The following is a 21814-nucleotide window of genomic DNA, read 5'->3' on the forward strand; positions in this document are numbered from 1 at the left end:
ATACTGTGATGGTTGAAACCACGCGCGCCGGGTACCTTCAGCAGGACGCCCAGACCTCGATTACCGATCGGCTGCATTGCGGCAACACGGATCGAGCGTCTATCCGAATACCGGGGCGTACTTCGTGTACGGCACTTGACCAGCAGATGAATATGTGTTCCGTGGGCTGTGATTCGATCTCCACAGCCTTCTGGTCGGCCCATGCGCGGCCTACCGTATCCGCATGCACGTCCTGTTCGTCTGCAACGGCAATGTCTGCCGTTCGGTAATCGCCGAGCGGCTCACCCGCGCCGTAGCGGTCGAATACAACCTGCCCGGGCTCACCGCGGAGAGTGCGGGAACCCGTGCGCTGGTTGGCTTTCCGATCGAACCGCTCGCCGCGCGGACGATCGAGGGGCTCGGCGCGGACGCCGACCATTTCCGGGCACGCAAACTCAAACCGGAGCTGATCGACCGCGCGGATCTGGTGCTCGCCATGACCGAGCAGATCCGGGATCAGGCGGCGCAGATGGCGTTCGGCGCGGGATCGCGCACCTTCACCCTCTTGGAGGCGCATCGCATCGCCAAGGTCACCGGCGCCGAGACGATCGCCGATCTGCACCGCGCCCGCCACGATCTCGCACTCGTCGGCCGGGAGAATATCGCCGACCCGGTCGGACTGTCGGAGGCCGCGTTCTGCGAGGTGGGCGACCGCATCGCCGAGGCATTGGTGCCGCTGCTGCTGGCGTTGGCGCCGCACGAGCAGCACCGGCCGGACGAGGACGAGCGCGCCGGCCTCGTGGTGGCTCCCGGAGCACGTCCCGCGCCGCTGGCCGCCTTCCTTGCCGCCCAGCGAATCCGGTGACACACAGGGCCCGGTGTCCGATTAGCGGGTAAAGGGATTACACTCGCGCGCGGAATAACTTCCGCCGTTGATGGTTCGACACACGACAGGAATCAGACATGCCGAAACGAATTTCGGATGTTTCGCTCCATGTTTATGTGACACCGGAAACCCTCGATCGCGTCGTCGATTCGGTGCGGGAGGTGGTGGACGACCACCTCCAGGACCGCGATGTCTTCGCCTGGCGCTTCACACTGCCCGTCGAGCCCGATGCACCGGAACACCTACTACTCGAAACCCAGTGGCGGGTAGAGCATCCCGGCCAGGAGCAGGGCGCCAGACGCACCTATGAGATCGCACTCAGCCTCGTCGGCGCGCCGCGCGATCTGACCGCACCGAGCCTGAGCGCGCTGGAGAAGCGCCTGATGTTGGAAACCGCAAGCTGCCCAATGGATCCGGAGATCCCGCGGACCATCCGAGTGCAACGCCGCGACAGCTTCGACTTCGAAACCGAGCGCGAATCCCTATGATTTGCGCTCGGTTTCGCGGTATCAGCGCCGCGCCGGGAAGTGGCGGATAATGCCTTCTTGGACCGTGGTGGCGAGCAATTCGCCACTGCGAGAGAAGAATCGGCCCGTGGCAAGGCCACGCGAACCAGCGGCCACCGGGGATTCGGTGGCGTAGAGCGCCCAATCGTCGAAGCGGAACGGGCGGTGGAACCAGATCGAATGGTTGATCGTCGCGGCCACGATGCGGTCCAGCCCCCAGGACAGGCCGTGCGTGGTGATGATCGAATCGAGCACCGTGGTGTCGGACGAATAGCCAAGCGTCGCAACGTGAATCAGCGGATCGTCGGGCAGCCTGCCATCGGCCCGCATCCACACGCGGTTGTGATTGAGCCGCTCCCCAGTGCCCTTCAGGATCCAGGCCGGGTCATTGGTGTAGCGCATATCGATCGGATGCGGCGCCTTGACGAACATCTCCAGCTTGTCTTCCAAGCCTGCGAAGCTCTCCTCGACGCGCGGCAGCGTCTCCGGATCCGGCACCTCCGGCTGGGCGTGCGCGTGCTCGAGCCCCTTGCCCCAATCCTGGAACGCGGCGAGCATGACGAACAGCTCCTGACCGTCCTGGGTCGCGGTGACCGTGCGGTTGGCCAGCGAGCGTCCGTCGCGGTGGCGGTCGACCTGATATTCGATCGGCTTCTTCACATCGCCACCACGCACGAAATGCGCGTTGACGGCGTGCAACGGACGGTCGCCGTCGACCGTCCGTCCCGCCGCCATGATCGCCTGCGAAACCAGCTGACCGCCGAACGTACGGCTCCAGACCTTCTCCGGATGCTGGCCGACGAAGACATCCTCGTCGACCTGTTCCAGATCGAGCAGTCCGAGCAGCACGTCGAGGTCGGTACCCTCCGCTGTGGCCCTGAGGCCGACAGCGCCACCTAGCGAAGCGCTCACGACTAATGGTCCTCCTCACCGATACGGTGCACGTGGATCAGATTGGTGGAGCCGACAGTACCGGGCGGGGAGCCTGCCACGATTACCACCAGATCACCTTTTTGGTATCGCTCCATGGACAGAAGTGCTACATCCACCTGGTGGATCATCGCATCGGTGCTGTCCACGGTCGGGACGATGAAGGTTTCGGTGCCCCAGGTGAGCGACAGCTGGCTGCGCACTTCGGGAAGGGGGGTGAACGCCAGCAACGGCAGCGGGGTGTGCAGACGCGCCAGCCGGCGAACCGTATCGCCGGACTGGGTGAAGGCGACCAGCGCCTTCGCATTGAGCCGCTCGCCGATATCGCGGGCGGCGTAGGAGATGACACCGCGCTTGGTGCGCGGCACGTGGGTCAGCGGTGGCACCTGGGTGGATTCGGTCTCCACCGCGTGCACGATGCGCGCCATGGTGCGGACCGTCTCGATCGGATACGCGCCGACCGAGGTCTCACCCGACAGCATCACCGCATCGGCGCCGTCGAGCACCGCGTTGGCCACATCGGAGGCCTCGGCGCGGGTCGGGCGGGAGTTCTCGATCATCGACTCCAGCATCTGGGTGGCGACGATGACCGGCTTGGCATTCTCGCGAGCCATCTGGATGGCCCGCTTCTGCACGATCGGCACCTGCTCGAGCGGGAGTTCGACGCCGAGGTCACCGCGGGCGACCATGACCGCGTCGAAGGCCAGCACGATGGCCTCGAGATTGTCGATGGCCTCGGGCTTCTCCAACTTGCCGATCACCGGAACTCGGCGACCGACCCGATCCATCACGTCGTGCACCAGCTCGACATCCGAGGGTGAACGCACGAAGGACAGCGCGATGAAGTCCACGCCGAGCTTGAGCGCGAATTCGAGGTCCTCGATGTCCTTCTCCGACAGCGCGGGCACGGAGACGTCCATACCCGGCAGCGAGACACCCTTGTTATTGCTGACCGGTCCGCCCTCGGTCACCCGGCAGACGACATCGTTGCCCTCGACCCGAGTGACGGTGACGCCGACCTTGCCGTCGTCGATGAGCAGGCGATCGCCCGGCTTAGCGTCCTTGGCCAGCTCTTTGTAGGTAGTGGAGACGCGATCGTGGGTGCCATCGATCTCGTCGACGGTTATGCGGACCTCTTCACCGTTGGCCCATACGGTCTTGCCCTCTGTGAAGCGGCCCAGCCGGATCTTCGGTCCCTGCAGGTCGGCGAGAATGCCGACCGCGCGGCCCACATGGTCCGAGGCCTGCCGCACCTTCTTGTAGTTCTCGGCATGGTCGGAGTGCTCGCCATGGCTGAAATTCAGCCGCGCCACATCCATGCCGCTCTCGACGAGTTCCCGAATACGTTCCTCGGTAGCGGTCGCTGGGCCGAGAGTGCACACAATCTTCGTCCGTCGCATCACGAGTAGAGCCTAGTCCCGTGTAGTGCCCCTAGCCTGCTGTGGCCTCGGTGAAAGCTAGGTGAAAAATATGTACGAAGGCTTAGCGGAAAGTACAAACGGGCCTCGTCAGCGGGCGACATGGCGGGACAGCCGAGTTTCCAGACGGGTCTGGCCGAAGCCGAGGACCAGACAGATCACCCAGTAATACAACGCGGCGACGCCGTACAGGGCGAAGAAGTCGAAGGTGGGCGCCGCGGCCAGCTGCGCGGTGCGCAGGAGTTCGGTCACCAGGATGGTCGAGGCCAGCGAGGTGTCCTTCACCAGAGAGATGAGGGTGTTGGACAGCGGCGGCACGGCGATGCGCGCGGCCTGCGGCAGGATGATCAGCCGCAACTCCTGCGCATACGACATGCCGAGCGCCTTGGCCGCCTCCCACTGCCCTTCCGCGACGCTCAGGATGGCGGCGCGCACGACCTCGGCGGCGTAACCGCCGACATTGAGGCTGAAGGCGATCACCGCCGCCGGGAACGGATCGATGACGATATCGAACTGCGGCAGCGCATAGAACACGATGAACAACTGCACCAGCAGCGGCGTGCCCCGAATGATCGAGATGTAGAACCTGGCGGGCGCCGAGAGGAACCACAGCGGTGACATCCGTGCCAGCGCCACGAACAACGCGATGACCAGACCGATGACGAAGCTGATGGCGGTGAGCGGGATGGTCTTGTCGATCGTGGCCTGCAGCATCGGCCACAGGTTGTGCCAGATCAGCTCCCTGGTTGCGGGATCCACGGACAATTACTTGCTGACGTCGGTGCCGAAGTATTTTTCCGAGATCTTGGCCAGCGTGCCGTCCGCGCGCAGCTGATCCAGCGCGGTGTTCACCTGGCCGATCAGCGCGTCGTCCTTGCGGGCGGCGAACGCCTGGTTGCTGACCTCGCCGGCCTTTGCAGCGATCTTGACGCCGGTGTCGCCGTTCTTCTTGAGGTAGTCGAGCGCGACCAGGCTGTCGTTGACGGTCGCGTCGACGCGGCCGGTCTTCAGCAACTGAACCGCCTGCACGAAGCCCTCGACCGCCTCGACCTTCGCACCCGCAGCCTGGGCGACCTTGGCCCAGTTACTGGTTGCCGACTGCGCGCTGGTCTTGCCGTTCAGGTCCGCGAGCGAAGTGATGTTGTTGCTGTCCGCGCGAGTGAGAACCACGCCCTCGGAGGTGGTGTAGGACTGCGACAGGGCGTACTTGGCCTTGCGCTCGTCGGTGATCGACACCTGGTTGGCGACCAGGTCGAAGCGCTTGGACTCGAGACCGGCGAAGATCGCGTCCCACGGCGTCTGCACGAACTCGATCTTCTTGCCGATCTTGTCCCCGACCGCCTGGATCACCTCGATGTCGTAGCCGGTGATCTTGCCGTCGGAGCCCTGGTAGCTGAACGGCGAGTAGGTGCCTTCGGTGCCGACCTTCAGCACGTTCGGATCGCTGCTGCTGCCGCAGGCGGTGAGCCCGGTGGCGGCGACGATGGCGAGCATGGCGGCGGCGAACAGCTTGCGGCGCACGGAAGTCCCTCTCTCGACACAAAAACCCGGCTCAGGCTACGCCAGGAAGATACCGACCGACAGTATTGCGATCACGGTGCGCCGAATCCTCGCACAGCCTGCCGAAAATGGCGACGGGCCCCGTCACATCGTCATCCGATGCGACGGGGCCCGTCGGTCGACTGTTCGCGGCGGTCAGTCGCGCAATGGCCGCCCGAGGCTGTCGGGCACCTTGCCGGTCAGCATCATGATGCCGTCGATCAGCGGCCAGATGCCGCCGATACCGCAGGTCAACCAGGTGACCGCGATCTGGGCAATCGCAATGCCGGTGTGGCCGGTGTAGAAACGGCCGATACCGAAGCCACCGAGGAAGATCTGGAGCAGACCGGCGGTCAGCTTCTGCTTATCCGAGAACGGCACGCCGAACGGATCGCGACCGTAGGGCGCTTCCGGATCGTTCGGGTTGTAGCCGCCGCCCTGGTACGGCGCGGGCGGGTAGCCGCCCGGCTGCTGACCGTAAGGATCGGGCTGGCCGTACTGCGGCTGGCCGTACTGCGGCTGGCCGTACTGTGGCTGACCGTACTGCGGCTGCTGCTGGTTGTACGGATCCGACGGATACTGCTGTCCCGGTGCATCGGGCTGCTTGTTCAGGTCCGGCCCCGTCCCGGGCGGACCATACTGTGGGCCGCCGAAGCCTGGCTGGTTCTGGTAGGGGTCGGTCACTAAATGTCCTCCATCATTCGTGCATTTCGACGGGCGCTCACCCGCCTCCCCGCGTATTTAGCCGGGCAATTGGGCGCCCGCAGGTATCGTCGCGGACACGCGATCGCGTGTCTACTCGGTGCACCGACGTATTGCCCAAGTCGTTATGGGATCAGGCGTCCCTTTTCGAGGTATCGACCTTGCCCTGCTCGGCGTCCGAGGTTTCGGACTCCGTTGAGTTATCGCCGGCGGTATCCGGTTCGTTGCCGGAGTTCTCGGATTTTGTCGGATCCGGATGCTCGGCACGGTGCTTCGGCGGCGCTGCTTCGGCCACCGCGGCCGCCTTCGACGCGGCCTCGGATTCGGCACCCGCCGCCCGCAGGGCCCCGATCTGCCACGGCCACGGCCGCGAGACCGTCGACGGTTGCAGTTGATCGGCGGTCTCCCTGCCCTTGGTCGCGAAGACGAAATAGGCGACGGCGGCGAGGAATACGAGTGCCGAGGTGAACGAGTTGATGCGGATGCCCGCGATCTTGGTCGCCTCGTCGTCACGCAGCAGTTCGACGACGAAGCGGCCGAGGCAGTACCCGGCGACGTAGAGCGCGAACAGACGGCCGTGCCCGATGCGGAAATGCTTATCGATCTGCACCAGCAGCACCACGATCAGCAGGTTCCAGATCATCTCGTACAGGAAGGTCGGCTGCACGACCTTGTCGACGACGCCCTGGGAGACGCCGTTCATCATGTCGAGCTTGCCCTCACCGTCGAAGCGCAGGTAGATCTCCAGACCCCACGGCAGATCGGTCTTGCGGCCGTAGAGCTCCTGGTTGAAGTAATTGCCGAGCCGGCCGATGGCCTGGGCCAGCAGAATCGGTGGCGCGATCGCATCGCCCAACGCGGGCAATGGAATTCGGTAGACCCGGCAGCCGATCCAGGCGCCGACGCCGCCGAGGAAGACCGCACCCCAGATGCCGAGGCCACCCTGGTAGATCTTCAGCGCATCGATCGGATGACCGTCGGCGCCGAAGTATTTCTGCCAGTCGGTGGCAACGTGGTACAGCCGCCCGCCGACCAGACCGAATGGCACCGCGAACATCGCGACATCCAGAATCGCGCCCTTCTGCCCACCGCGCGCCTGCCAGCGCCGCTCACCCCACCAGATGGCGACGACGATGCCGGCGATGATGCACAGGGCATAGGCCCGTAGCGGGAATGGACCGATATGCCAAACGCCCTGGGACGGGCTGGGAATGTAGGCCAGCACATCAGCGGTGACGGCACCGTTGCTCAGGACGCTGTCTGCGAGGACTCGTAAGGTCACGGCCCCAACCGTAGCGGAGCACGGCCGCATCGCGAGATTCGCGGTCGGCGTGCCCCTCTCGGGGGCGCCTAGGAGGCGACAGTCGCGGAACGAACACCCTCGGCCAGTTCGGCAGTGAGGGTGCGAACCGCGTCGAGTCCCTGGGCCGCAGCCGTCACCAGTGCCGAGCCGACGATGACTCCGTCTGCGTAGGAGGCGATTTCGGCCGCCTGCACACCGTTGCGCACGCCGAGGCCGACACCGATCGGGATATCGGAGTGGGCGCGGATGCGCGCACACAGGGCCGGAGCCGCAGAGGAGACCACATCACGGGCACCGGTAACACCCATCGTCGATGCCGCGTAGACGAAGCCGCGGCTGGCCTCCAGCGTCTTGACCAGACGCTCCTCGGTGGACGACGGCGCGACCAGGAAGATGCGGTCCAGATCGTGTGCGGCCGAGGCGACGAACCAGCTGTCGGCCTCTTCCGGAATGAGGTTGGGGGTGATGATGCCGGACCCGCCCGCGGCGGCCAGATCGCGCGAGAAACGGTCGACGCCATACTGCAGCACCGGATTCCAGTAACTCATCACGACGGCCTTACCGCCCGCCGCGGTGATCGCCTCGACCACCGAGAACACATCGCGCACCCGGACACCGCCGCGCAGCGCCTGATCGGCGGCGGCCTGGATGGTCGGTCCGTCCATCACCGGATCGGAGTAGGCGACGCCGACTTCGACTATGTCGCAACCGGATTCGACCATGGTGCGGCACACCTCGATCGAACCGGCCAGATCCGGATAGCCGGCGGGCAGGTAGCCGATCAGCGCGGCCCGGCCCTCCGCGCGACATGCGGCGAAGGTGTTCGCAAGGCGGGACTGCTGACTCACTGCTGGCTCTCCTTGTCGGCGGCGTGGTCGTCGAACAGCCCGAACCATCGTGCCGCCGTGTCCATATCCTTGTCACCGCGCCCGGACAGGTTCACCAGGATGATCGCGCCCTTGCCGAGTTCCTTGCCGAGCTTCATCGCACCGGCCACCGCGTGTGCGGATTCGATCGCCGGGATGATGCCCTCGGCGCGGCTGAGCAGCAGCAGCGCGTCCATCGCCTCGGTATCGGTGATCGGCTGGTATTCGGCGCGACCGATGTCCTTGAGGTAGGCGTGTTCCGGACCGACACCCGGATAGTCCAAGCCGGCCGAGATCGAATGCGATTCGATGGTCTGGCCGTCCTCGTCCTGCAGCAGGTACGAGTACGCGCCCTGGAACGCGCCTGGGGTGCCACCCGTGAAAGTCGCGGCGTGCCTTCCGGTTTCGATGCCGTCGCCAGCCGCCTCGTAACCGATCAGCCGCACACCGGGATCGTCGATGAAGGGGTGGAAGATGCCGATGGCATTGGAGCCGCCGCCGACGCAGGCCGTAACCGCATCCGGCAGCCGCCCGGTGAGCGCCCGCACCTGGGCACGGGCCTCCAGCCCGACGATGCGCTGGAGATCGCGCACCATCATCGGGAACGGATGCGGGCCCGCGGCGGTGCCGAAGCAGTAATAGGTGGCATCGGCATTGGTGACCCAGTCGCGCAGCGCCTCGTTGATCGCATCCTTGAGGGTCTGCGAACCGGTCCGCACCGAGATCACCTCGGCGCCGAGCAGCCGCATGCGGGCCACATTCAGCGCTTGGCGGGCGGTATCGACCGCACCCATGTAGACGACGCATTCAAGGCCGAGCAGTGCGCACGCGGTCGCGGTGGCGACGCCGTGCTGACCGGCGCCGGTCTCCGCGATGACCCGGGACTTGCCCATGCGCTTGGCGAGCAATGCCTGGCCGAGCACGTTATTGATCTTGTGCGAACCGGTGTGGTTCAGATCCTCGCGCTTGAGAATGATGCGCGCACCACCGGCGTGCTCGGCGAGCCGCTGGCATTCGAAGATCGGCGACGGGCGACCGGTGTAGTCGCGCTGCAGCCGGTCCAGTTCGTCGAGGAAGGCGGGATCGAGGCGACACTTCTCGTATTCGGCGGTGACCTCCTCGATCACCGCCATCAGCGCCTCGGGCACATGCCTGCCGCCGTAGACGCCGAAGTGGCCGCCCGGATCCGGCTCGTGGTCGCTGCGCTCATGGATACCGTCGGAAGCCTTGGGCAGTGCCGTCACGACTCCGCCTCGCCGGCGCTCGGATCCGTCATGCGCGCACGAGCCGCGGTGTCGATGGTTCCCTCGCTTCGCTCGCTCACTGTCGTCACCGACCCCGCCGCGCGGGCTTCGGGCAGGACGGATGGGTGCCCGCGGTCACCAGTTCGGAGACGGCCGCGCGCGGGTCGCCACTGGTGACCAGCCCCTCGCCGACGAGCACGGCATCCGCGCCGGCACCGGCGTAGGCCAGCAGGTCGGCGGTGCCGCGGATACCGGATTCGGCGATGCGGATGACCTCGGTGGGCAGACCGGGAGCGATGCGCGCGAAGACATCGCGATCCACCTCGAGGGTCTTGAGGTTTCGGGCGTTCACGCCGATCACGGAGGCGCCGGCCTCGAGGGCGCGGTCGGCTTCTTCCTCGGTGTGCACCTCGACCAGGGCGGTCATGCCGAGGGATTCGGTGCGGTCGATCAGCGAGCTCAGCACGTCCTGTTCCAGGGCGGCCACGATGAGCAGGATGACGTCGGCGCCGTGCGCACGGGCCTCGTGGATCTGGTAGGGCCCGACGACGAAATCCTTGCGCAGGATCGGGATATTCACGGTCGCGCGGACCGCGTCCAGATCGTCGAGCGACCCGTGGAAGCGGCGGCCCTCGGTGAGCACGCTGATGATGCGCGCTCCGCCGTCCTCGTAGGACTTGGCCAGACTCGCCGGGTCCGGAATATCCGCGAGCTCCCCCTTGGAGGGGCTGGCCCGCTTGACCTCGGCAATGACGCCGATGCCGTCTTCGAGGAGCGCGGCGCGGGCGTCCAGCGGCGCGGGTACCGCGGCCGCGGCCGCCTTGATCGCCTGGAAGTCCAGAAGGGCTTCCCGAGCGGCCACATCCGCGCGGACCCCGTCGAGAATCGAGTCGAGTACCGTCATCTGGCTCGAATCCTTTCTGGGGAGACGGACTTGCTGCCTGAGAATCCCCCCAGGCGCTGTCTCACCGATGCTGACAAAGAATAAATGGCTGCTTGTGGCGCAACTGCGCCGGGGTTTGTAGTCACCTGCTCAGACACCTCGATGTCTTTGTTTCCCCTGATCATGATCGGCGGAATCGTCGGTCGCCGGAGCGGGCCGACTCGCTTCCTCGGTCGGGTCGGTCCCCGCGTCCAACGCATCCCAGAGCACTCGCTCGGAAAGCTGACCCGTATCGCCGGCCGCCTCGTCGGTGCGCTGACGCGTCACCTGTTCGGTGGCGGCAGCCCTGCGGAAGACCGGATTGTCGTACTTGCCGGACAGGCGGGCGGCGTCCTCGGACATACGGGCCAGCAGGACACCGGCCACAAAGGCCGCCAGCGCTCCCAGCAGCGAAAGTACGGCCGGGAACTGGGACGTGACCACCTCGGTGACCGTTGCGCGGCCGGGCAGCTCCGCCAGGGTGGCGGCACGGGCCGCGGTCGCGCCGGATCTGGTCAGCAGGGCGAAGGCCGGAACGGCCGTCACCGCGGCGACCAAACCGATCAGGACACCGAACATGCGCCGCAACCAGCCGCGGGTCGCCAGCACCGCGGCGATTGCGGCCAGCAGTACCAGGGCCAGCGGAGTGAGCGCACCGAACCAGACACCGCCGTTCAGTTTGTCGGTGCGCGGTTCGGTCAGCCCGTCGGTGGACGAGACAGTCACCCACGTCATTCGGGAGGAGCCCCACAGCGCCGCAGCGGCGACGGCGAGCAGGACGATCGCGCCGACCGAATACTTACGCTTCGCGGTCTGCGAATCCGCCGGGGCGGTCGGATCGGTATCGGCGGGTTCCGAATCGGTCATTCCGCGCCGCCGTCCGCAGGTGCGCTATACGCCCGAACGGTTTTCGCGGCCGCCACTGCCCGCAGCACCGCCATGGCCTTGTTGCGGGATTCGACGTCCTCGTAATCCGGATCCGAATCCGCGACGATGCCCGCACCCGCCTGCACATAGGCGGTGCCGTCCTTCAGCAGTGCGGTGCGGATGGCGATCGCGGTATCCGCATCGCCCGCGAAGTCGAGATAGCCGACAACACCGCCGTAGACGCCGCGCCGGGTGGGCTCGAGTTCCTCGATGAGTTCCATCGCGCGCACCTTCGGCGCACCGGACAGCGTGCCCGCGGGGAAGCAGGCGTTGACCGCGTCCAGCGCGATCTTGCCCGGCGCGAGGCGGCCCGAGACCGTCGAGACCAGATGCATGACGTGGCTGTAGCGCTCGATGTGCCGATACTCGGTGACCCGCACCGTGCCCGGCTGGCAGACCCGGCCCAGATCGTTACGGCCGAGGTCGACGAGCATCAGATGCTCGGCGTTCTCCTTCTCGTCGGCCAGCAGTCCCTTCTCCAGCAGCAGATCGTCCTCCTCGGTGGCGCCGCGCCACCGGGTGCCCGCGATCGGATGTGTCGTCGCCACGCCCTCTTTCACGGTCACCAGCGATTCCGGGCTGGAGCCGACTATGGAGAACGCCGTGCCGCCGTCGCCGTCCGGGATGTGGATCAGGTACATGTACGGGCTCGGATTGGAGGCGCGCAGCATCCGGTAGAGGTCCAAAGGCGCGCCGTCGTAATCCATTTCGAAACGCTGCGAGAGCACCACCTGGAAGGCCTCGCCCGCCTCGATCTCCTTGACCAGGCGGCGCACGCCTGCACCGAATTCTTCGGTGGTGCGGCGGCGGATGTACTCCGGGTCGGGCTGATCGAAGACCGACACCGTCGACTCCGAGGACGCGGCCAGCGCGGCGGTCATCCGGTCCAGCCGGGCCACCGCATCGTCATAGGCCTCGTCGACTCGTTCGGCGGTGCCGTTCCAGTTGACCGCATTGGCGATGAGCGTGATCGCGCCCTCGTGGTGATCGAAGGCCGCGAGATCGGTGGCGAGCATCAGCACCATCTCGGGCAGCCCCAGATCGTCGGCGGCGAGGGTGGGCAGCCGCTCGATCCGGCGCACCGCGTCGTAGCCGAGATAGCCGACCATGCCGCCGGTCAGCGGGGGCAGGCCGGGCAGCCGCTCAGTCTGCAGCAACTGCAGGGTTTCGCGCAGCGCAACCAGCGGATCGCCACCGGAGGGCGCGTCCACCGGGGTGTGCCCGAGCCAGGCCGCTTCACCGTCGACAACCGTCAATGCGGACGGGCTGCCCGCGCCGATGAACGACCAGCGCGACCAGGACCGCCCGGTCTCTGCGGACTCGAACAGGAAGGTACCGGCCCGATCGGCGGCCAACTTGCGGTACGCCGACAGCGGAGTTTCGGAGTCCGCCAGCACCTTTCGGGTCACGGGGACCACCCGGTGCCCCGCGGCCAGTTGGTGGAACTGTTCGCGGGTCGTGGTGGTGGGGGTGGACGCGCCAGGCATGTGTCCATCATCCCAGGCGGCACCGACAGCCTTGTCGGCGCGTCCCATCCTCCTGAACCGACTGTCCGGTTCCGACGTGCTGCGGGCGCTGGTGACAGCCGTCACTACACTCGCCCCGTTCGATCTCATACGCGGTATCCATTTCGGGAGGAGACAACTGATGTACCCCTCGCAACCTGGTGCGCCGGACGGGCGGCGCGCCGCCAGCTCCGGCCTGCCGGGTCAACCCCCGCGGATGGTCGGCCTGCATTCGATGGGCGGATCACCGAGTTCCAACCAAGTCAACGCCCTAGCTTCCTTCGTCACCTACGTGAAGGCGCTGGAAGCCCTGGACAAGCACCACTTTCCGGATGAATACGCCACCCACAGCGACCGTATCAGGGAACTCAGGCCGCTCCTGCGCGCGCACGGAATTCTCGATGTCATGGAGATCAAAAATCCCGAGGTCGCCGCTCTCATCGGCGCTTAGTCGCGATAAGAACCCGTCATTCCGGTCTCCGGCGTGACGGGAACCGAGCGCGGGGGCGGCAAACCGACCTCGCGCCCGGTACTGTCCCCACTATGCAGACAGGTCAGCTCGCCCCCGAATTCGAGCTTCCCGATCAATCCGGCGTCCCGCGTTCGCTCGATGCGCTGCTCGCGAACGGTCCGCTGGTGCTGTTCTTCTACCCCGCCGCGAATACGCCGATCTGCACGGCGGAGGCGTGCCACTTCCGCGATCTGTCCGCCGAATTCACGGCGCTGGGCGCATCGTGCGTCGGCATCAGCACCGACAACGTCGACACCCAGGCCGGATTCGCCTCCAAACAGAACCTCGGATACCCGTTGCTATCGGATGCCGACGGCAAGGTCGCCTCGGCGTTCGGGGTGAAGCGCGGGCTGCTCGGCAAGCTCGCACCGGTCAAGCGGCAGACTTTCGTGATCGACCGGGATCGCAAGGTCGCCAAGGTGATCACCGGCGAGTTGCGGTCCGATGTGCACGCGGACGAGGCGCTGAAGTTCCTGCGCGAACGCGCTCTGCAGTAGCCCTGTTCGCGAACGCGCGGTAGCCACCGCGAAAAACGCCAGGTCTATCGCCGTTGATCTCCTAGTTGCCCGGCATACGCTGGGTTCATGACTTCGAGCGAGGTTCGGCCGGACGGGCAGAAATCCACGCTGGCCACGTGGCGCACCCGGATCATCGGCGCACTGGCGGTCATCGCCTTACTGATCATCGCCTACTTCATTCTGGCGGCGTTCATTCCACGCTGGTGGGCCCAGCGCATCGCCGAGTTGGTGAGCGGCAGTTTCAGCAAGGGCATCGGCTGGGGGCTGGTGTACGGCTTGCTCGGCACCGCCATCCCGCTGTTCCTACTGTTGTTCGCTGCATGGATCTGGAAGCGGCGAGCCGGGAAGTTCATCGCGGGTGCTGCCGCGTTACTCGCGGTGATCGTCGCGATTCCGAATCTGATGACACTGTCGATCGTGCTCGGCGGGAGTAGTGCCGCACATGCCGGCCAACGAATTCTGGACGTCGACGCGCCCGCCTTCCGTGGCGCGTCACTGGTGGGCGCCATTGTGGCGGTCGCGATTTTCCTCGCCGCATCGGCCCTGGTCAGCCGTCGATGGTGGCGGCGCAGGCATCCCGGCAAGCAGGCGGCACCGACGCCGCCCGCCGCCACTCCGCAAACGCCGACGGTCACCTAGGACACGTAGCCGACACGCCATCCGGCCCTGTGAGTGACCTCACGTCGCGGACCAAGTTCATGACGGTCGAGCGAAGTCGTGGCAAACTCATTCACGCGAGTGACCGTGAACATGCTTTTCGTTAATCGCTAGGTTCGCTAACAATAAGACGTCACTTGGCTCGAAAGAAGGCACCCAGTGACGAAGTGGCTCGACCCGGACGAACAACGAGCTTGGCGCGCGATCGTAGCGCTGATGACACGTCTACCAGGCGCTTTGGATACTCACCTGCAGCGCGAATCCGGGGTGACGCATTTCGAATACTGGGTACTCACGCTGTTATCTGAGGAGCCCGGCCACCGGCTGCAGATGAGTGAGCTTGCCCACAAAGCAAATGCATCGCTATCGCGACTGTCCCATGTGGTGTCGAAGCTGGAGCGAATGGGCTGGGCGCAACGGTCAGCAACCACCGGCCGCCGCGGCGTGCAGGCGGTGCTCACCGACGACGGCTATTCGAAGGTCGTCGAGGCCGCGCCCGGTTATCTGGATGCGGTGCGGCAGTTGGTATTCGATGGTCTCGACGCCGAACAGACTGCGCAACTCGCCGACCTCAGCGAACTGCTCGTCAGGCAGCTCAGCGACACGCTGAGCCAGTCCAACGGCAGGTCGGCGCCGGTCGAGGAGCTCGGTGAGCAGCCGAATTCCTAGCAGATCGGGCTCAGCTGTCGGCGAGCAGCAGGTCGGAGTCGAAACAGGTGTGCGTGCCGGTGTGGCAGGCCGCGCCCTCTTGGTCGACGACGAGCAGAATGGTGTCGCCGTCGCAGTCGAGACGGACCTCGTGCACGTACTGGGTATGGCCGGAGGTTTCGCCCTTGACCCAGTACTGCTGGCGCGAACGCGAATAGTAGGTCGCCTTGCGGGTTTCCAGCGTGCGGGCCAGCGCCTCGTCGTCCATCCAGGCAACCATCAGCACATCGCCGGTGCCGCGCTCCTGCGCGACCGCGGCGACGAGTCCGGCTTCATTGCGCTTGAGCCGGGCGGCGATGGCGGGGTCGAGAGTCATATCACCGTTATACAGGGGGCTCCCCGCCGGAACACATCGTGTAGTGCCGAAACACCATCCGCCGCGACAGTTCCTACTCCTCCGGCAGCGGAATCAGTTCGAGATGTTCGGCCACAGGCTTTTTGGCGCAGGCGGCCCGGCCGGTGACCAAATTCACCCCGCCCCGGTGGGCAACCAGCCATTTGCCACAGACACAACGCAGATAGCGAACCGAACCATGTGTCGACACCAGCATCGGCGATGACCAGGAACATGCGGGACACGTGGCGGACATGGTCGCTAAGCCTGGGTAACTGTCGAGCAGATAGCAATCACCGCCCCGGCGTGGCGGCCGAACTCTCCGAAGAAAATTCAAGCCGCGCGAGTGCGATTCAGCTCACCAAGGACCTGCAAGGCACGCCGTCGATCAGCCTCGCAGCCAAATCCATTTGGGTCACAACAACATCGGTGGAACCCTCGACCGCACCAACCATCGGCGTTACGGCACTGAGGTTTTCGCCGCCGAATTCCACCGGAGGCTGCGCAAATCTCCTGAGAACATCGGAGAGGCTATACCTTGTGCGAGGCAGTCACCGGTTGTGCGTCAGCTTCGTGTGCGCCGGGGCGCGGGCTAGCGCACGATGATTTGTTCTGCGCGCATGGCGGCTTTTACCTGGGGGATGGTGAGGTCGCCGAAGTGGAAGACGCTGGCGGCCAGGACTGCGTCTGCGCCGGCCTGTACGGCGGGGGCGAAGTGTTCGACCGCGCCCGCTCCGCCGCTGGCGATCACCGGTATCGACACCGCGTCGCGGACGGCCTTGATCATGGGCAGGTCGAAGCCTGTCTTGGTGCCGTCGGCATCCATCGAGTTGAGCAGGATCTCGCCGACGCCGAGTTCGGCGCCGCGCACGGCCCATTCGATGGCGTCTATGCCGGTGCCGCGCTTGCCGCCGTGTGTGGTGACCTCCCAGCCGGACGGAGTGTCGGGCCGGCCGTCCGGAACAGTGCGGGCATCCACCGACAGCACGATGCACTGGGAGCCGAAGCGCTGCGACATTTCCCGCAAGACTTCGGGGCGCGCGATGGCGGCGGTGTTCACCGATACCTTGTCCGCGCCCGCGCGCAGCAGCCGGTCGACATCCTCGACCGTGCGCACACCGCCGCCGACGGTGAGCGGGATGAAGATCTGCTCGGCCGTGCGGGTCACCACATCGATCATGGTGCCGCGGTCGCCGGTGGAGGCGGTGACGTCGAGGAAGGTCAGCTCGTCGGCACCCTGTAGATCGTAGGCGGCGGCGAGTTCGACGGGATCGCCCGCGTCACGCAGGTTTTCGAAGTTGACGCCCTTGACCACCCGGCCCGCATCGACATCCAGGCACGGAATAACACGTACCGCCAACGTCATCGGCTCACCCTTCTTCGAATCATGCTGTTTCCCCCACCCCGCCGGCTCCGTCGGCTGCCAGCCCCTGTCCTTCGTGCGCAGCCTCACGCATCGTCGACGACCGTGCAAATCATTTCGAGCAGTTCCTCGTGCACCCCCGGCGCGGCGGCGAGCACCGAACCCGAGGTGATGGTCCACGGATCCCCTGCCAGATCGGTAACCACCCCGCCCGCCGCACGCACCATCGCAACGCCCGCGGCGTTGTCCCACGGATGGTGCCCGAAGACGATCGCGCCACCGAGCACGCCCGATGCGGTGAACGCGAGGTCGATGCCGGTGGAGCCGTGCATACGCACCCGTGACGACAGCCTGCTCAGCGGACCGAGCAGGTCGAAACGGAATCGGCCGGGAATGCGTCCGGCGGAGTCCACATTGAACGCACCGAAGCCGATCATCGCCTCGCCGAGCTTCCCGTGCGGCAGGCGCGGCAGCGGTTCGCCGTTGAGCAGCACCGGACCATCGACGGCCGCCGAATAGCGCTGGCCGAGCAGTGGCAGCCAGGTCAGCCCGAGCAGCGGCTCCCCTTCGTGCACCAGTGCCAGCAGCATGCCCGAAAGGGGGTGTCCCGATGAGTAATTGAAGGTGCCGTCGATCGGATCGAGCACCCACGCGGTCCCCGATGTGAGCTGTGGACCGCCGAATTCCTCACCGTGCACCTCGATTCCGGTGCGGTGTTCGAGCTGTGCGGAGATGGTGCGCTCCAACTCCAGGTCGAGTTCGGTCGCGAAGTCGTTGCGGCCCTTGGCCACCGCGCTCGGCGCGCCGACCCCCTCGATGAAACGCGGGCTTGCCGCGTCGAGGATTTCGCCGGCGACGTCGAGCAGGGCCGGTAGTTCGGTATCGAGGCGGTTGGCGGTCATCGAATCGTCAGCGGACCGCGGCCAGCGCCTCGGGCAGCGTGAAGCGGCCCGCGTACAGCGCCTTACCGACGATCGAACCCTCGACACCCTCGGGCACCAGTTCGGCGATGGCGATCAGATCCTCGATGGTGGAAACGCCACCGGAGGCGATGACCGGCGCGTCGGTGGCGGCGCAGACCTCGCGCAGCAGATCCAGGTTGGGACCGGTGAGGGTGCCATCCTTGGTCACGTCGGTGACCACGTAGCGCGAGCAACCGTCACGCTCGAGGCGTTCGAGCACCTCCCACAGATCGCCGCCGTCGCTGACCCAGCCGCGACCGCGCAGCCGGTGTTCGCCATCGATGATCCGCACATCCAGGCCGACGGCGATGCGCTCACCGTGCTTGGCGATGGCGCGGGCACACCACTGCGGATCCTCCAGCGCGGCGGTGCCGAGGTTCACCCGCGCACAGCCGGTACCCAGTGCGGCCTCCAGGGATTCGTCGTCGCGGATACCGCCGGACAACTCCACCTTGACATCGAGTTCGCCGACGACCTTGGCCAGCAGTTCACGATTGGAACCACGGCCGAATGCCGCGTCCAGATCGACCAGATGCACCCACTCCGCACCGGCTTCCTGCCAGGCGAGTGCCGCGTCGCGCGGGGAGCCGTAGTTGGTTTCGCTGCCGGCCTCCCCCTGAACCAGGCGCACGGCCTCTCCATTGGCGACATCGACAGCAGGTAGCAGCACAAGACTCACGGATGCAGTTTAGTTGCTCGCTCCGCGCGCCCTATCCCCGGCCTGCGGAAATAGGGGTCCGATCACCCTTGCACATGATCATCGAGGATCCGGGTGAGCAGCCGGACCAGTTCGCGGCGCTCGGCGACGGAGAGAGCGGTGAGTAGATCGTCCTGGGCGCCTTCGATTCGTTGGTCAAGTTCGTCCAGGTGGCGGGTGCCCGCCTTGGTGATGGTGACGATATTGCGGCGGCGGTCGCTCGGATCCGGGGTGCGTTCGATCAGGTCACGCTCGGCCAGATCGTTCAGTGCGGCGACGATATCGCTGCGGTCGATGCGGGTGCGACGGCCGAGATCGGCCTGGCTGGCGGGGCCGAACTCGCCGAGGGTAGCCAGCAGGGCGTAGTGGTAGCGGCGGGATCCGGTTGTTTCGAAGGCGCGTTCGGTCGCCCTGTTGGCGAGGATGGCCACCTGGTTGACCAGTCGGGTGGGCAGAGCGCGCAGCCTGCCCGGGGTGTCCTCGTGCGCGATCTCCATGAGAGCAATGTAGCAAGACTTGTTGGTGCAACCCACGATCTGTTATCGTTGGACTCGCCAACGTTGGAGCAGCCAACATTTAGTTCGAAAGGTTCGACCGATGAGCAAGATCCGCCGCTTCCTCCCTCTCGCCGCACTGCCGCTGGCGCTGCTCACCGCCTGCACCACTGCCACCAGGGACGACACGCACCAACTCCGCGAACTGGTGGACCGCAACGAAATCACCGGACTGGTCAACCAATTGGGCCGCGCCTTGGACGAGGGCCGCTTCGATGACTTCCGCACGATCTACACCGCCGACGCGACCGCGAAAACCCCCGGCGGCCGGGCCGAGGGCCGTGACGCGCTCATCGCGCAGGCGAGCCGGAATCACTCCGACGACAAGCGCATTCAGCACTTCATCACCAATGTGATGATCGACCTGCACGGCGATGCGGCCGAGGTACGCGCGAATCTCATCGCCACATTCGCGCCGGCCACGACCGCCGTGTCGGAGCCGCAGTACACCCTCGGCGAGGTCTACCGCTTCGACGCGGTTCGTACGGCGGAGGGCTGGCGACTGTCGCGGGTGGAGACGACGCCCCTGTGGTCCACGGGCACCCGCCCCTAAGCCGGCTGCTCGAACCGCGCGTCGACCGTGGCGAGAACCCGTGTGCGATAACAACTCAACGTGGCGGCGACCGCAAATACCGCGGTCGCCAGCGCTGCCGCAATCCGAACCCACTCGCCTACCTGAAATTCGGTGGCCGCACTCTCGATCTCGGCGAGACTGTGCCGGGAGCGTTCGTCGAACAGAATCGTCGCGCGGGGCCACAGGTACAGGATCGACAGCAAGAACTGGCCACTGATGAGAGAAATCATCGATGCGCCGACCCATCCCCGGGCGAGGCGATACCGGACCGCTGCAACACAGGCGACCAGCGCGCACACCGTCAGCACGCCGCCGAGCGGGCGCATCACATCACCGACCGCGACCTCACTCATGAACTGCTGGGTCTGCGCCAGCGATTCGGGTACATCACGAAAGATATTGGGATACAACATGATCGTCTCGGTGAGGGCGGCCGCGAACGCGAAGCTCGCAACCGCGGCATAGACCCCGATGACGGTCAACGGAACCGTGGCGGATTTCATTGCGACCTCCCAGCCACAACCGTAGGCCCGCACTCCGGCATGGCGGATCAGGACGCATCCCCCACATAGCCGGCCTCCAGCTCAGGGTCTACCCGGAGAGCCGCCGACTACCGGTGCTTCCGCATCCGACGGCTACCGATACGCGCCGCATTGGATGCACGTCATCCTCGGCCTTTCCCGGCCTATACGGTTGTGAGCGAGTTGCCTCCGGACTACGTGAGGAGGATCGGTCGTGGGCAAGCAAAAACGTCGACGGCACTCGGGACGCGGCGCCGCCGGGGGCTCTGTATTCTGGTCTACGCAGTCCAGTGGGCCGGATGATTCCGAGCAGATCGCGAACGCGATCATGGCGACGGCAATGGAAGCCGCGCAGGGAAATGCCCGCGCCGCTGAGCAATTCGCGCAACAGCTCGTCGGGCGCGAGTCGCTGACGCATGAACAGGCGGACGGCGCGCACCTGGCGGCACAGCACATCATCGGCCGAATCTTTCAATACGGCTGGCTGCCGGAAGACATCCACCAGGTCGCGCGGCGACGCGTGGACCAGTTCGCGATCGCGCTACTCATCGATGTCATGGCCGCCTACGTCCGGCCTTTCGCGCCGGGATCAGTCGATGAGACCTGGCAGCTGCAGCTCGCCGAGTTGGGAGCCGACATCTGGTGGTCCGCATCAGAACCGCACCTCGGTCAGTGGGCCGCGAGGCAATTACTGACTGCGGCAGAGGCGGTAACGACTGTGGTCGAGGCGCTTGCGATGCTGATCCGACTACCCAAGCTCGAACTGATCCGGCCCTTGCCCGGCACTGCACGACCGCAAGCCGCAGCACACCACCACGCCGTCGACGTCAAGGTTCTGAGCCGAGTCCGCGGACTGCTCGCGAAGGCCGAGTCGACGTCATATCCCGAAGAGGCGGAGGCACTTTCGGCCAAGGCCCAGGAGCTGATGACCAAATACGCGCTCGATCGGGTACTCGTCGATGCGGGCAACGCTGTGCCCGATCTGCCCGGCGCGTGTCGGATCTGGTTGGAAACCCCCTATGCCGACGCGAAAGCGCTGCTCGTCGATGTGGTCGCAAAGGCCAACCGGTGCCGCGCGATCTTCGCCTCGGCATTCGGCTTCATGACCGTCGTCGGCGACGAAGGCGACTTGGAGGCAGTCGAATTGCTGACGACGTCGTTGCTGGTTCAGGCGACCAGAGCGATGATCGCCAGCGGCAACGAATCCGAGCGAAGCGCCGATGCCAGAAGCCGTGCATACCGCAAGTCATTCCTCATCGCCTATGCAACGCGCATCGGTGAGCGACTCGAAGAAGCGAATGAGACGACGATTGCGGAATCCCCGGATCCCGCGCGTTTGCTTCCGGTGCTCCGCTCCCACCAGCACAAAGTGGATGAGGCGTTCGACGCGCTGTTCCCCACCATCCGAGACCGCGGGATTTCCATCGGCAACGCCAATGGTTGGGCGGCGGGGCGTGCGGCAGCTGACAGCGCCCAGCTACAGGCTCGCCGCCCGATCAAGAAGTAGCTCTCACCCCCTGATGCACTGAAATACATTGCGGGGAGCTCTGATACGCAAAAAGGCCCCCAACTGTGTTGGGGGCCTTTCGCAATGATGTTCCGGCGGTGTCCTACTCTCCCACACCCTGTCGAGTGCAGTACCATCGGCGCTGGTGGCCTTAGCTTCCGGGTTCGGAATGGGACCGGGC

General features: G+C 65.8%; 25 protein-coding genes and 1 rRNA gene. 8 read left to right on the forward strand and 18 right to left on the reverse strand.

What is annotated here, in order from left to right; all coding sequences use genetic code 11:
- Positions 1-223: 223 nt before the first annotated feature.
- Together ACFYOW_RS39875 and ACFYOW_RS39880 are read left to right on the forward strand one after the other, a co-directional pair.
- The gene (locus ACFYOW_RS39875; RefSeq protein ID WP_387295596.1) at positions 224-844 is read left to right on the forward strand and encodes a low molecular weight phosphatase family protein; all 621 of its coding nucleotides are present in this window, start codon (positions 224-226) and stop codon (positions 842-844) included.
- Between the two features lie 98 nt (positions 845-942).
- The gene (locus ACFYOW_RS39880; protein WP_387295598.1) at positions 943-1353 is read left to right on the forward strand and encodes a hypothetical protein; all 411 of its coding nucleotides are present in this window, start codon (positions 943-945) and stop codon (positions 1351-1353) included.
- 21 nt (positions 1354-1374) lie between these two features.
- On the opposite strand, the gene ACFYOW_RS39885 is transcribed toward ACFYOW_RS39880, so the two are convergent.
- The 11 genes from ACFYOW_RS39885 to ACFYOW_RS39935 all read right to left on the reverse strand — a co-directional run bounded on the left by ACFYOW_RS39885 (position 1375) and on the right by ACFYOW_RS39935 (position 12709).
- Positions 1375-2283: an acyl-CoA thioesterase gene (locus ACFYOW_RS39885; protein WP_387295600.1), complete on the reverse strand. Its 909-nt coding sequence runs from the start codon at positions 2281-2283 to the stop codon at positions 1375-1377.
- A 2-nt stretch (positions 2284-2285) separates the two neighbouring features.
- The gene (gene pyk, locus ACFYOW_RS39890) at positions 2286-3704 is read right to left on the reverse strand and encodes a pyruvate kinase (RefSeq protein WP_387295602.1); all 1419 of its coding nucleotides are present in this window, start codon (positions 3702-3704) and stop codon (positions 2286-2288) included.
- A 105-nt stretch (positions 3705-3809) separates the two neighbouring features.
- Positions 3810-4478, reverse strand: a complete 669-nt coding sequence (locus ACFYOW_RS39895) for an amino acid ABC transporter permease (protein ID WP_329406399.1) — start codon at positions 4476-4478, stop codon at positions 3810-3812.
- A gap of 6 nt (positions 4479-4484) precedes the next feature.
- The gene (locus ACFYOW_RS39900; protein ID WP_387295604.1) at positions 4485-5240 is read right to left on the reverse strand and encodes an amino acid ABC transporter substrate-binding protein; all 756 of its coding nucleotides are present in this window, start codon (positions 5238-5240) and stop codon (positions 4485-4487) included.
- Between the two features lie 174 nt (positions 5241-5414).
- On the reverse strand, positions 5415-5942 hold the full coding sequence (locus ACFYOW_RS39905; protein ID WP_387295606.1) for a TM2 domain-containing protein: 528 nt from the start codon (positions 5940-5942) through the stop codon (positions 5415-5417).
- Between the two features lie 151 nt (positions 5943-6093).
- Complete coding sequence (gene lgt, locus ACFYOW_RS39910) at positions 6094-7242, reverse strand: prolipoprotein diacylglyceryl transferase (RefSeq protein WP_387295608.1); 1149 nt, start codon at positions 7240-7242, stop codon at positions 6094-6096.
- A gap of 68 nt (positions 7243-7310) precedes the next feature.
- Positions 7311-8111 (reverse strand): tryptophan synthase subunit alpha, encoded by an 801-nt coding sequence (gene trpA / locus ACFYOW_RS39915; protein WP_387295610.1) that lies wholly within the window; start codon positions 8109-8111, stop codon positions 7311-7313.
- Complete coding sequence (gene trpB, locus ACFYOW_RS39920; RefSeq protein WP_387295611.1) at positions 8108-9373, reverse strand: tryptophan synthase subunit beta; 1266 nt, start codon at positions 9371-9373, stop codon at positions 8108-8110. Before trpB ends, trpA begins: the two co-directional genes overlap by 4 nt.
- 85 nt (positions 9374-9458) lie before the next feature.
- Entirely contained in the window at positions 9459-10277 is an 819-nt protein-coding gene (gene trpC, locus ACFYOW_RS39925; protein WP_387295612.1) for an indole-3-glycerol phosphate synthase TrpC, read from the reverse strand.
- 129 nt (positions 10278-10406) lie between these two features.
- Complete coding sequence (locus ACFYOW_RS39930) at positions 10407-11162, reverse strand: TIGR02234 family membrane protein (protein WP_387295614.1); 756 nt, start codon at positions 11160-11162, stop codon at positions 10407-10409.
- The gene (locus ACFYOW_RS39935) at positions 11159-12709 is read right to left on the reverse strand and encodes an anthranilate synthase component I (RefSeq protein ID WP_387295616.1); all 1551 of its coding nucleotides are present in this window, start codon (positions 12707-12709) and stop codon (positions 11159-11161) included. The genes ACFYOW_RS39930 and ACFYOW_RS39935 overlap by 4 nt, the downstream gene beginning before the upstream one ends.
- 160 nt (positions 12710-12869) lie before the next feature.
- On the opposite strand from ACFYOW_RS39935, the gene ACFYOW_RS39940 reads away from it, so the two are divergent.
- The 4 genes from ACFYOW_RS39940 (at position 12870) to ACFYOW_RS39955 (ending at position 15082) form a co-directional block, all read left to right on the forward strand.
- Positions 12870-13178, forward strand: a complete 309-nt coding sequence (locus ACFYOW_RS39940; protein ID WP_387295618.1) for a hypothetical protein — start codon at positions 12870-12872, stop codon at positions 13176-13178.
- 92 nt (positions 13179-13270) lie between these two features.
- Positions 13271-13735: a peroxiredoxin gene (locus tag ACFYOW_RS39945; protein WP_387295620.1), complete on the forward strand. Its 465-nt coding sequence runs from the start codon at positions 13271-13273 to the stop codon at positions 13733-13735.
- A gap of 87 nt (positions 13736-13822) precedes the next feature.
- Positions 13823-14395 carry a permease gene (locus tag ACFYOW_RS39950; protein WP_387295622.1) on the forward strand — a complete coding sequence of 191 codons (573 nt, stop codon included), beginning with the start codon at positions 13823-13825 and terminating at the stop codon, positions 14393-14395.
- Positions 14396-14629: 234 nt separating this feature from the next.
- Positions 14630-15082, forward strand: coding sequence for a MarR family winged helix-turn-helix transcriptional regulator (locus tag ACFYOW_RS39955; protein ID WP_387295624.1), 453 nt, complete (start codon positions 14630-14632; stop codon positions 15080-15082).
- A 10-nt stretch (positions 15083-15092) separates the two neighbouring features.
- Here ACFYOW_RS39955 and hisI read toward each other — a convergent pair whose 3' ends face one another.
- The 5 genes from hisI to ACFYOW_RS39980 form a co-directional block, all read right to left on the reverse strand.
- Positions 15093-15437: a phosphoribosyl-AMP cyclohydrolase gene (hisI, locus tag ACFYOW_RS39960; protein WP_387295626.1), complete on the reverse strand. Its 345-nt coding sequence runs from the start codon at positions 15435-15437 to the stop codon at positions 15093-15095.
- Positions 15438-16047: 610 nt separating this feature from the next.
- The gene (gene hisF / locus ACFYOW_RS39965) at positions 16048-16821 is read right to left on the reverse strand and encodes an imidazole glycerol phosphate synthase subunit HisF (RefSeq protein ID WP_387295628.1); all 774 of its coding nucleotides are present in this window, start codon (positions 16819-16821) and stop codon (positions 16048-16050) included.
- 83 nt (positions 16822-16904) lie between these two features.
- The gene (locus ACFYOW_RS39970) at positions 16905-17720 is read right to left on the reverse strand and encodes an inositol monophosphatase family protein (RefSeq protein WP_387295630.1); all 816 of its coding nucleotides are present in this window, start codon (positions 17718-17720) and stop codon (positions 16905-16907) included.
- 7 nt (positions 17721-17727) lie between these two features.
- Positions 17728-18459 carry a bifunctional 1-(5-phosphoribosyl)-5-((5-phosphoribosylamino)methylideneamino)imidazole-4-carboxamide isomerase/phosphoribosylanthranilate isomerase PriA gene (gene priA, locus ACFYOW_RS39975; protein ID WP_040688875.1) on the reverse strand — a complete coding sequence of 244 codons (732 nt, stop codon included), beginning with the start codon at positions 18457-18459 and terminating at the stop codon, positions 17728-17730.
- A 62-nt stretch (positions 18460-18521) separates the two neighbouring features.
- Positions 18522-18974 carry a MarR family winged helix-turn-helix transcriptional regulator gene (locus tag ACFYOW_RS39980; RefSeq protein WP_387295632.1) on the reverse strand — a complete coding sequence of 151 codons (453 nt, stop codon included), beginning with the start codon at positions 18972-18974 and terminating at the stop codon, positions 18522-18524.
- 100 nt (positions 18975-19074) lie between these two features.
- On the opposite strand from ACFYOW_RS39980, the gene ACFYOW_RS39985 reads away from it, so the two are divergent.
- Positions 19075-19584, forward strand: a complete 510-nt coding sequence (locus ACFYOW_RS39985; protein ID WP_387295634.1) for a nuclear transport factor 2 family protein — start codon at positions 19075-19077, stop codon at positions 19582-19584.
- On the opposite strand, the gene ACFYOW_RS39990 is transcribed toward ACFYOW_RS39985, so the two are convergent.
- Positions 19581-20108, reverse strand: coding sequence for a hypothetical protein (locus ACFYOW_RS39990; RefSeq protein ID WP_387295636.1), 528 nt, complete (start codon positions 20106-20108; stop codon positions 19581-19583). The two genes, ACFYOW_RS39985 and ACFYOW_RS39990, sit on opposite strands and share 4 nt — an antisense overlap.
- Before the next feature lie 232 nt (positions 20109-20340).
- On the opposite strand from ACFYOW_RS39990, the gene ACFYOW_RS39995 reads away from it, so the two are divergent.
- The gene (locus ACFYOW_RS39995; RefSeq protein ID WP_387295638.1) at positions 20341-21633 is read left to right on the forward strand and encodes a DUF2786 domain-containing protein; all 1293 of its coding nucleotides are present in this window, start codon (positions 20341-20343) and stop codon (positions 21631-21633) included.
- Positions 21634-21723: 90 nt separating this feature from the next.
- Here the strand turns inward: ACFYOW_RS39995 and rrf are convergent.
- Positions 21724-21814, reverse strand: a 5S ribosomal RNA gene (gene rrf / locus ACFYOW_RS40000); the annotation flags it as partial.

The organism is Nocardia sp. NPDC006982 (assembly GCF_042869435.1).
Taxonomy (GTDB): Bacteria; Actinomycetota; Actinomycetes; order Mycobacteriales; family Mycobacteriaceae; genus Nocardia.

Bases quoted from the DNA above. Each gene is read 5' to 3' on its own strand.
- ACFYOW_RS39880 (WP_387295598.1), top strand. From the start codon at position 943: ATGCCGAAACGAATTTCGGATGTTTCGCTCCATGTTTATGTGACACCG.
- ACFYOW_RS39950 (WP_387295622.1), top strand. From the start codon at position 13,823: ATGACTTCGAGCGAGGTTCGGCCGGACGGGCAGAAATCCACGCTGGCC.
- ACFYOW_RS39935 (WP_387295616.1), bottom strand. From the start codon at position 12,709: ATGCCTGGCGCGTCCACCCCCACCACCACGACCCGCGAACAGTTCCAC.
- ACFYOW_RS39955 (WP_387295624.1), top strand. From the start codon at position 14,630: ATGACACGTCTACCAGGCGCTTTGGATACTCACCTGCAGCGCGAATCC.
- hisI (WP_387295626.1), bottom strand. From the start codon at position 15,437: ATGACTCTCGACCCCGCCATCGCCGCCCGGCTCAAGCGCAATGAAGCC.
- ACFYOW_RS39875 (WP_387295596.1), top strand. From the start codon at position 224: ATGCACGTCCTGTTCGTCTGCAACGGCAATGTCTGCCGTTCGGTAATC.
- hisF (WP_387295628.1), bottom strand. From the start codon at position 16,821: ATGACGTTGGCGGTACGTGTTATTCCGTGCCTGGATGTCGATGCGGGC.
- ACFYOW_RS39990 (WP_387295636.1), bottom strand. From the start codon at position 20,108: ATGAAATCCGCCACGGTTCCGTTGACCGTCATCGGGGTCTATGCCGCG.
- trpC (WP_387295612.1), bottom strand. From the start codon at position 10,277: ATGACGGTACTCGACTCGATTCTCGACGGGGTCCGCGCGGATGTGGCC.
- ACFYOW_RS39970 (WP_387295630.1), bottom strand. From the start codon at position 17,720: ATGACCGCCAACCGCCTCGATACCGAACTACCGGCCCTGCTCGACGTC.
- ACFYOW_RS39945 (WP_387295620.1), top strand. From the start codon at position 13,271: ATGCAGACAGGTCAGCTCGCCCCCGAATTCGAGCTTCCCGATCAATCC.
- ACFYOW_RS39985 (WP_387295634.1), top strand. From the start codon at position 19,075: ATGAGCAAGATCCGCCGCTTCCTCCCTCTCGCCGCACTGCCGCTGGCG.
- ACFYOW_RS39940 (WP_387295618.1), top strand. From the start codon at position 12,870: ATGTACCCCTCGCAACCTGGTGCGCCGGACGGGCGGCGCGCCGCCAGC.
- ACFYOW_RS39980 (WP_387295632.1), bottom strand. From the start codon at position 18,974: ATGGAGATCGCGCACGAGGACACCCCGGGCAGGCTGCGCGCTCTGCCC.
- ACFYOW_RS39930 (WP_387295614.1), bottom strand. From the start codon at position 11,162: ATGACCGATTCGGAACCCGCCGATACCGATCCGACCGCCCCGGCGGAT.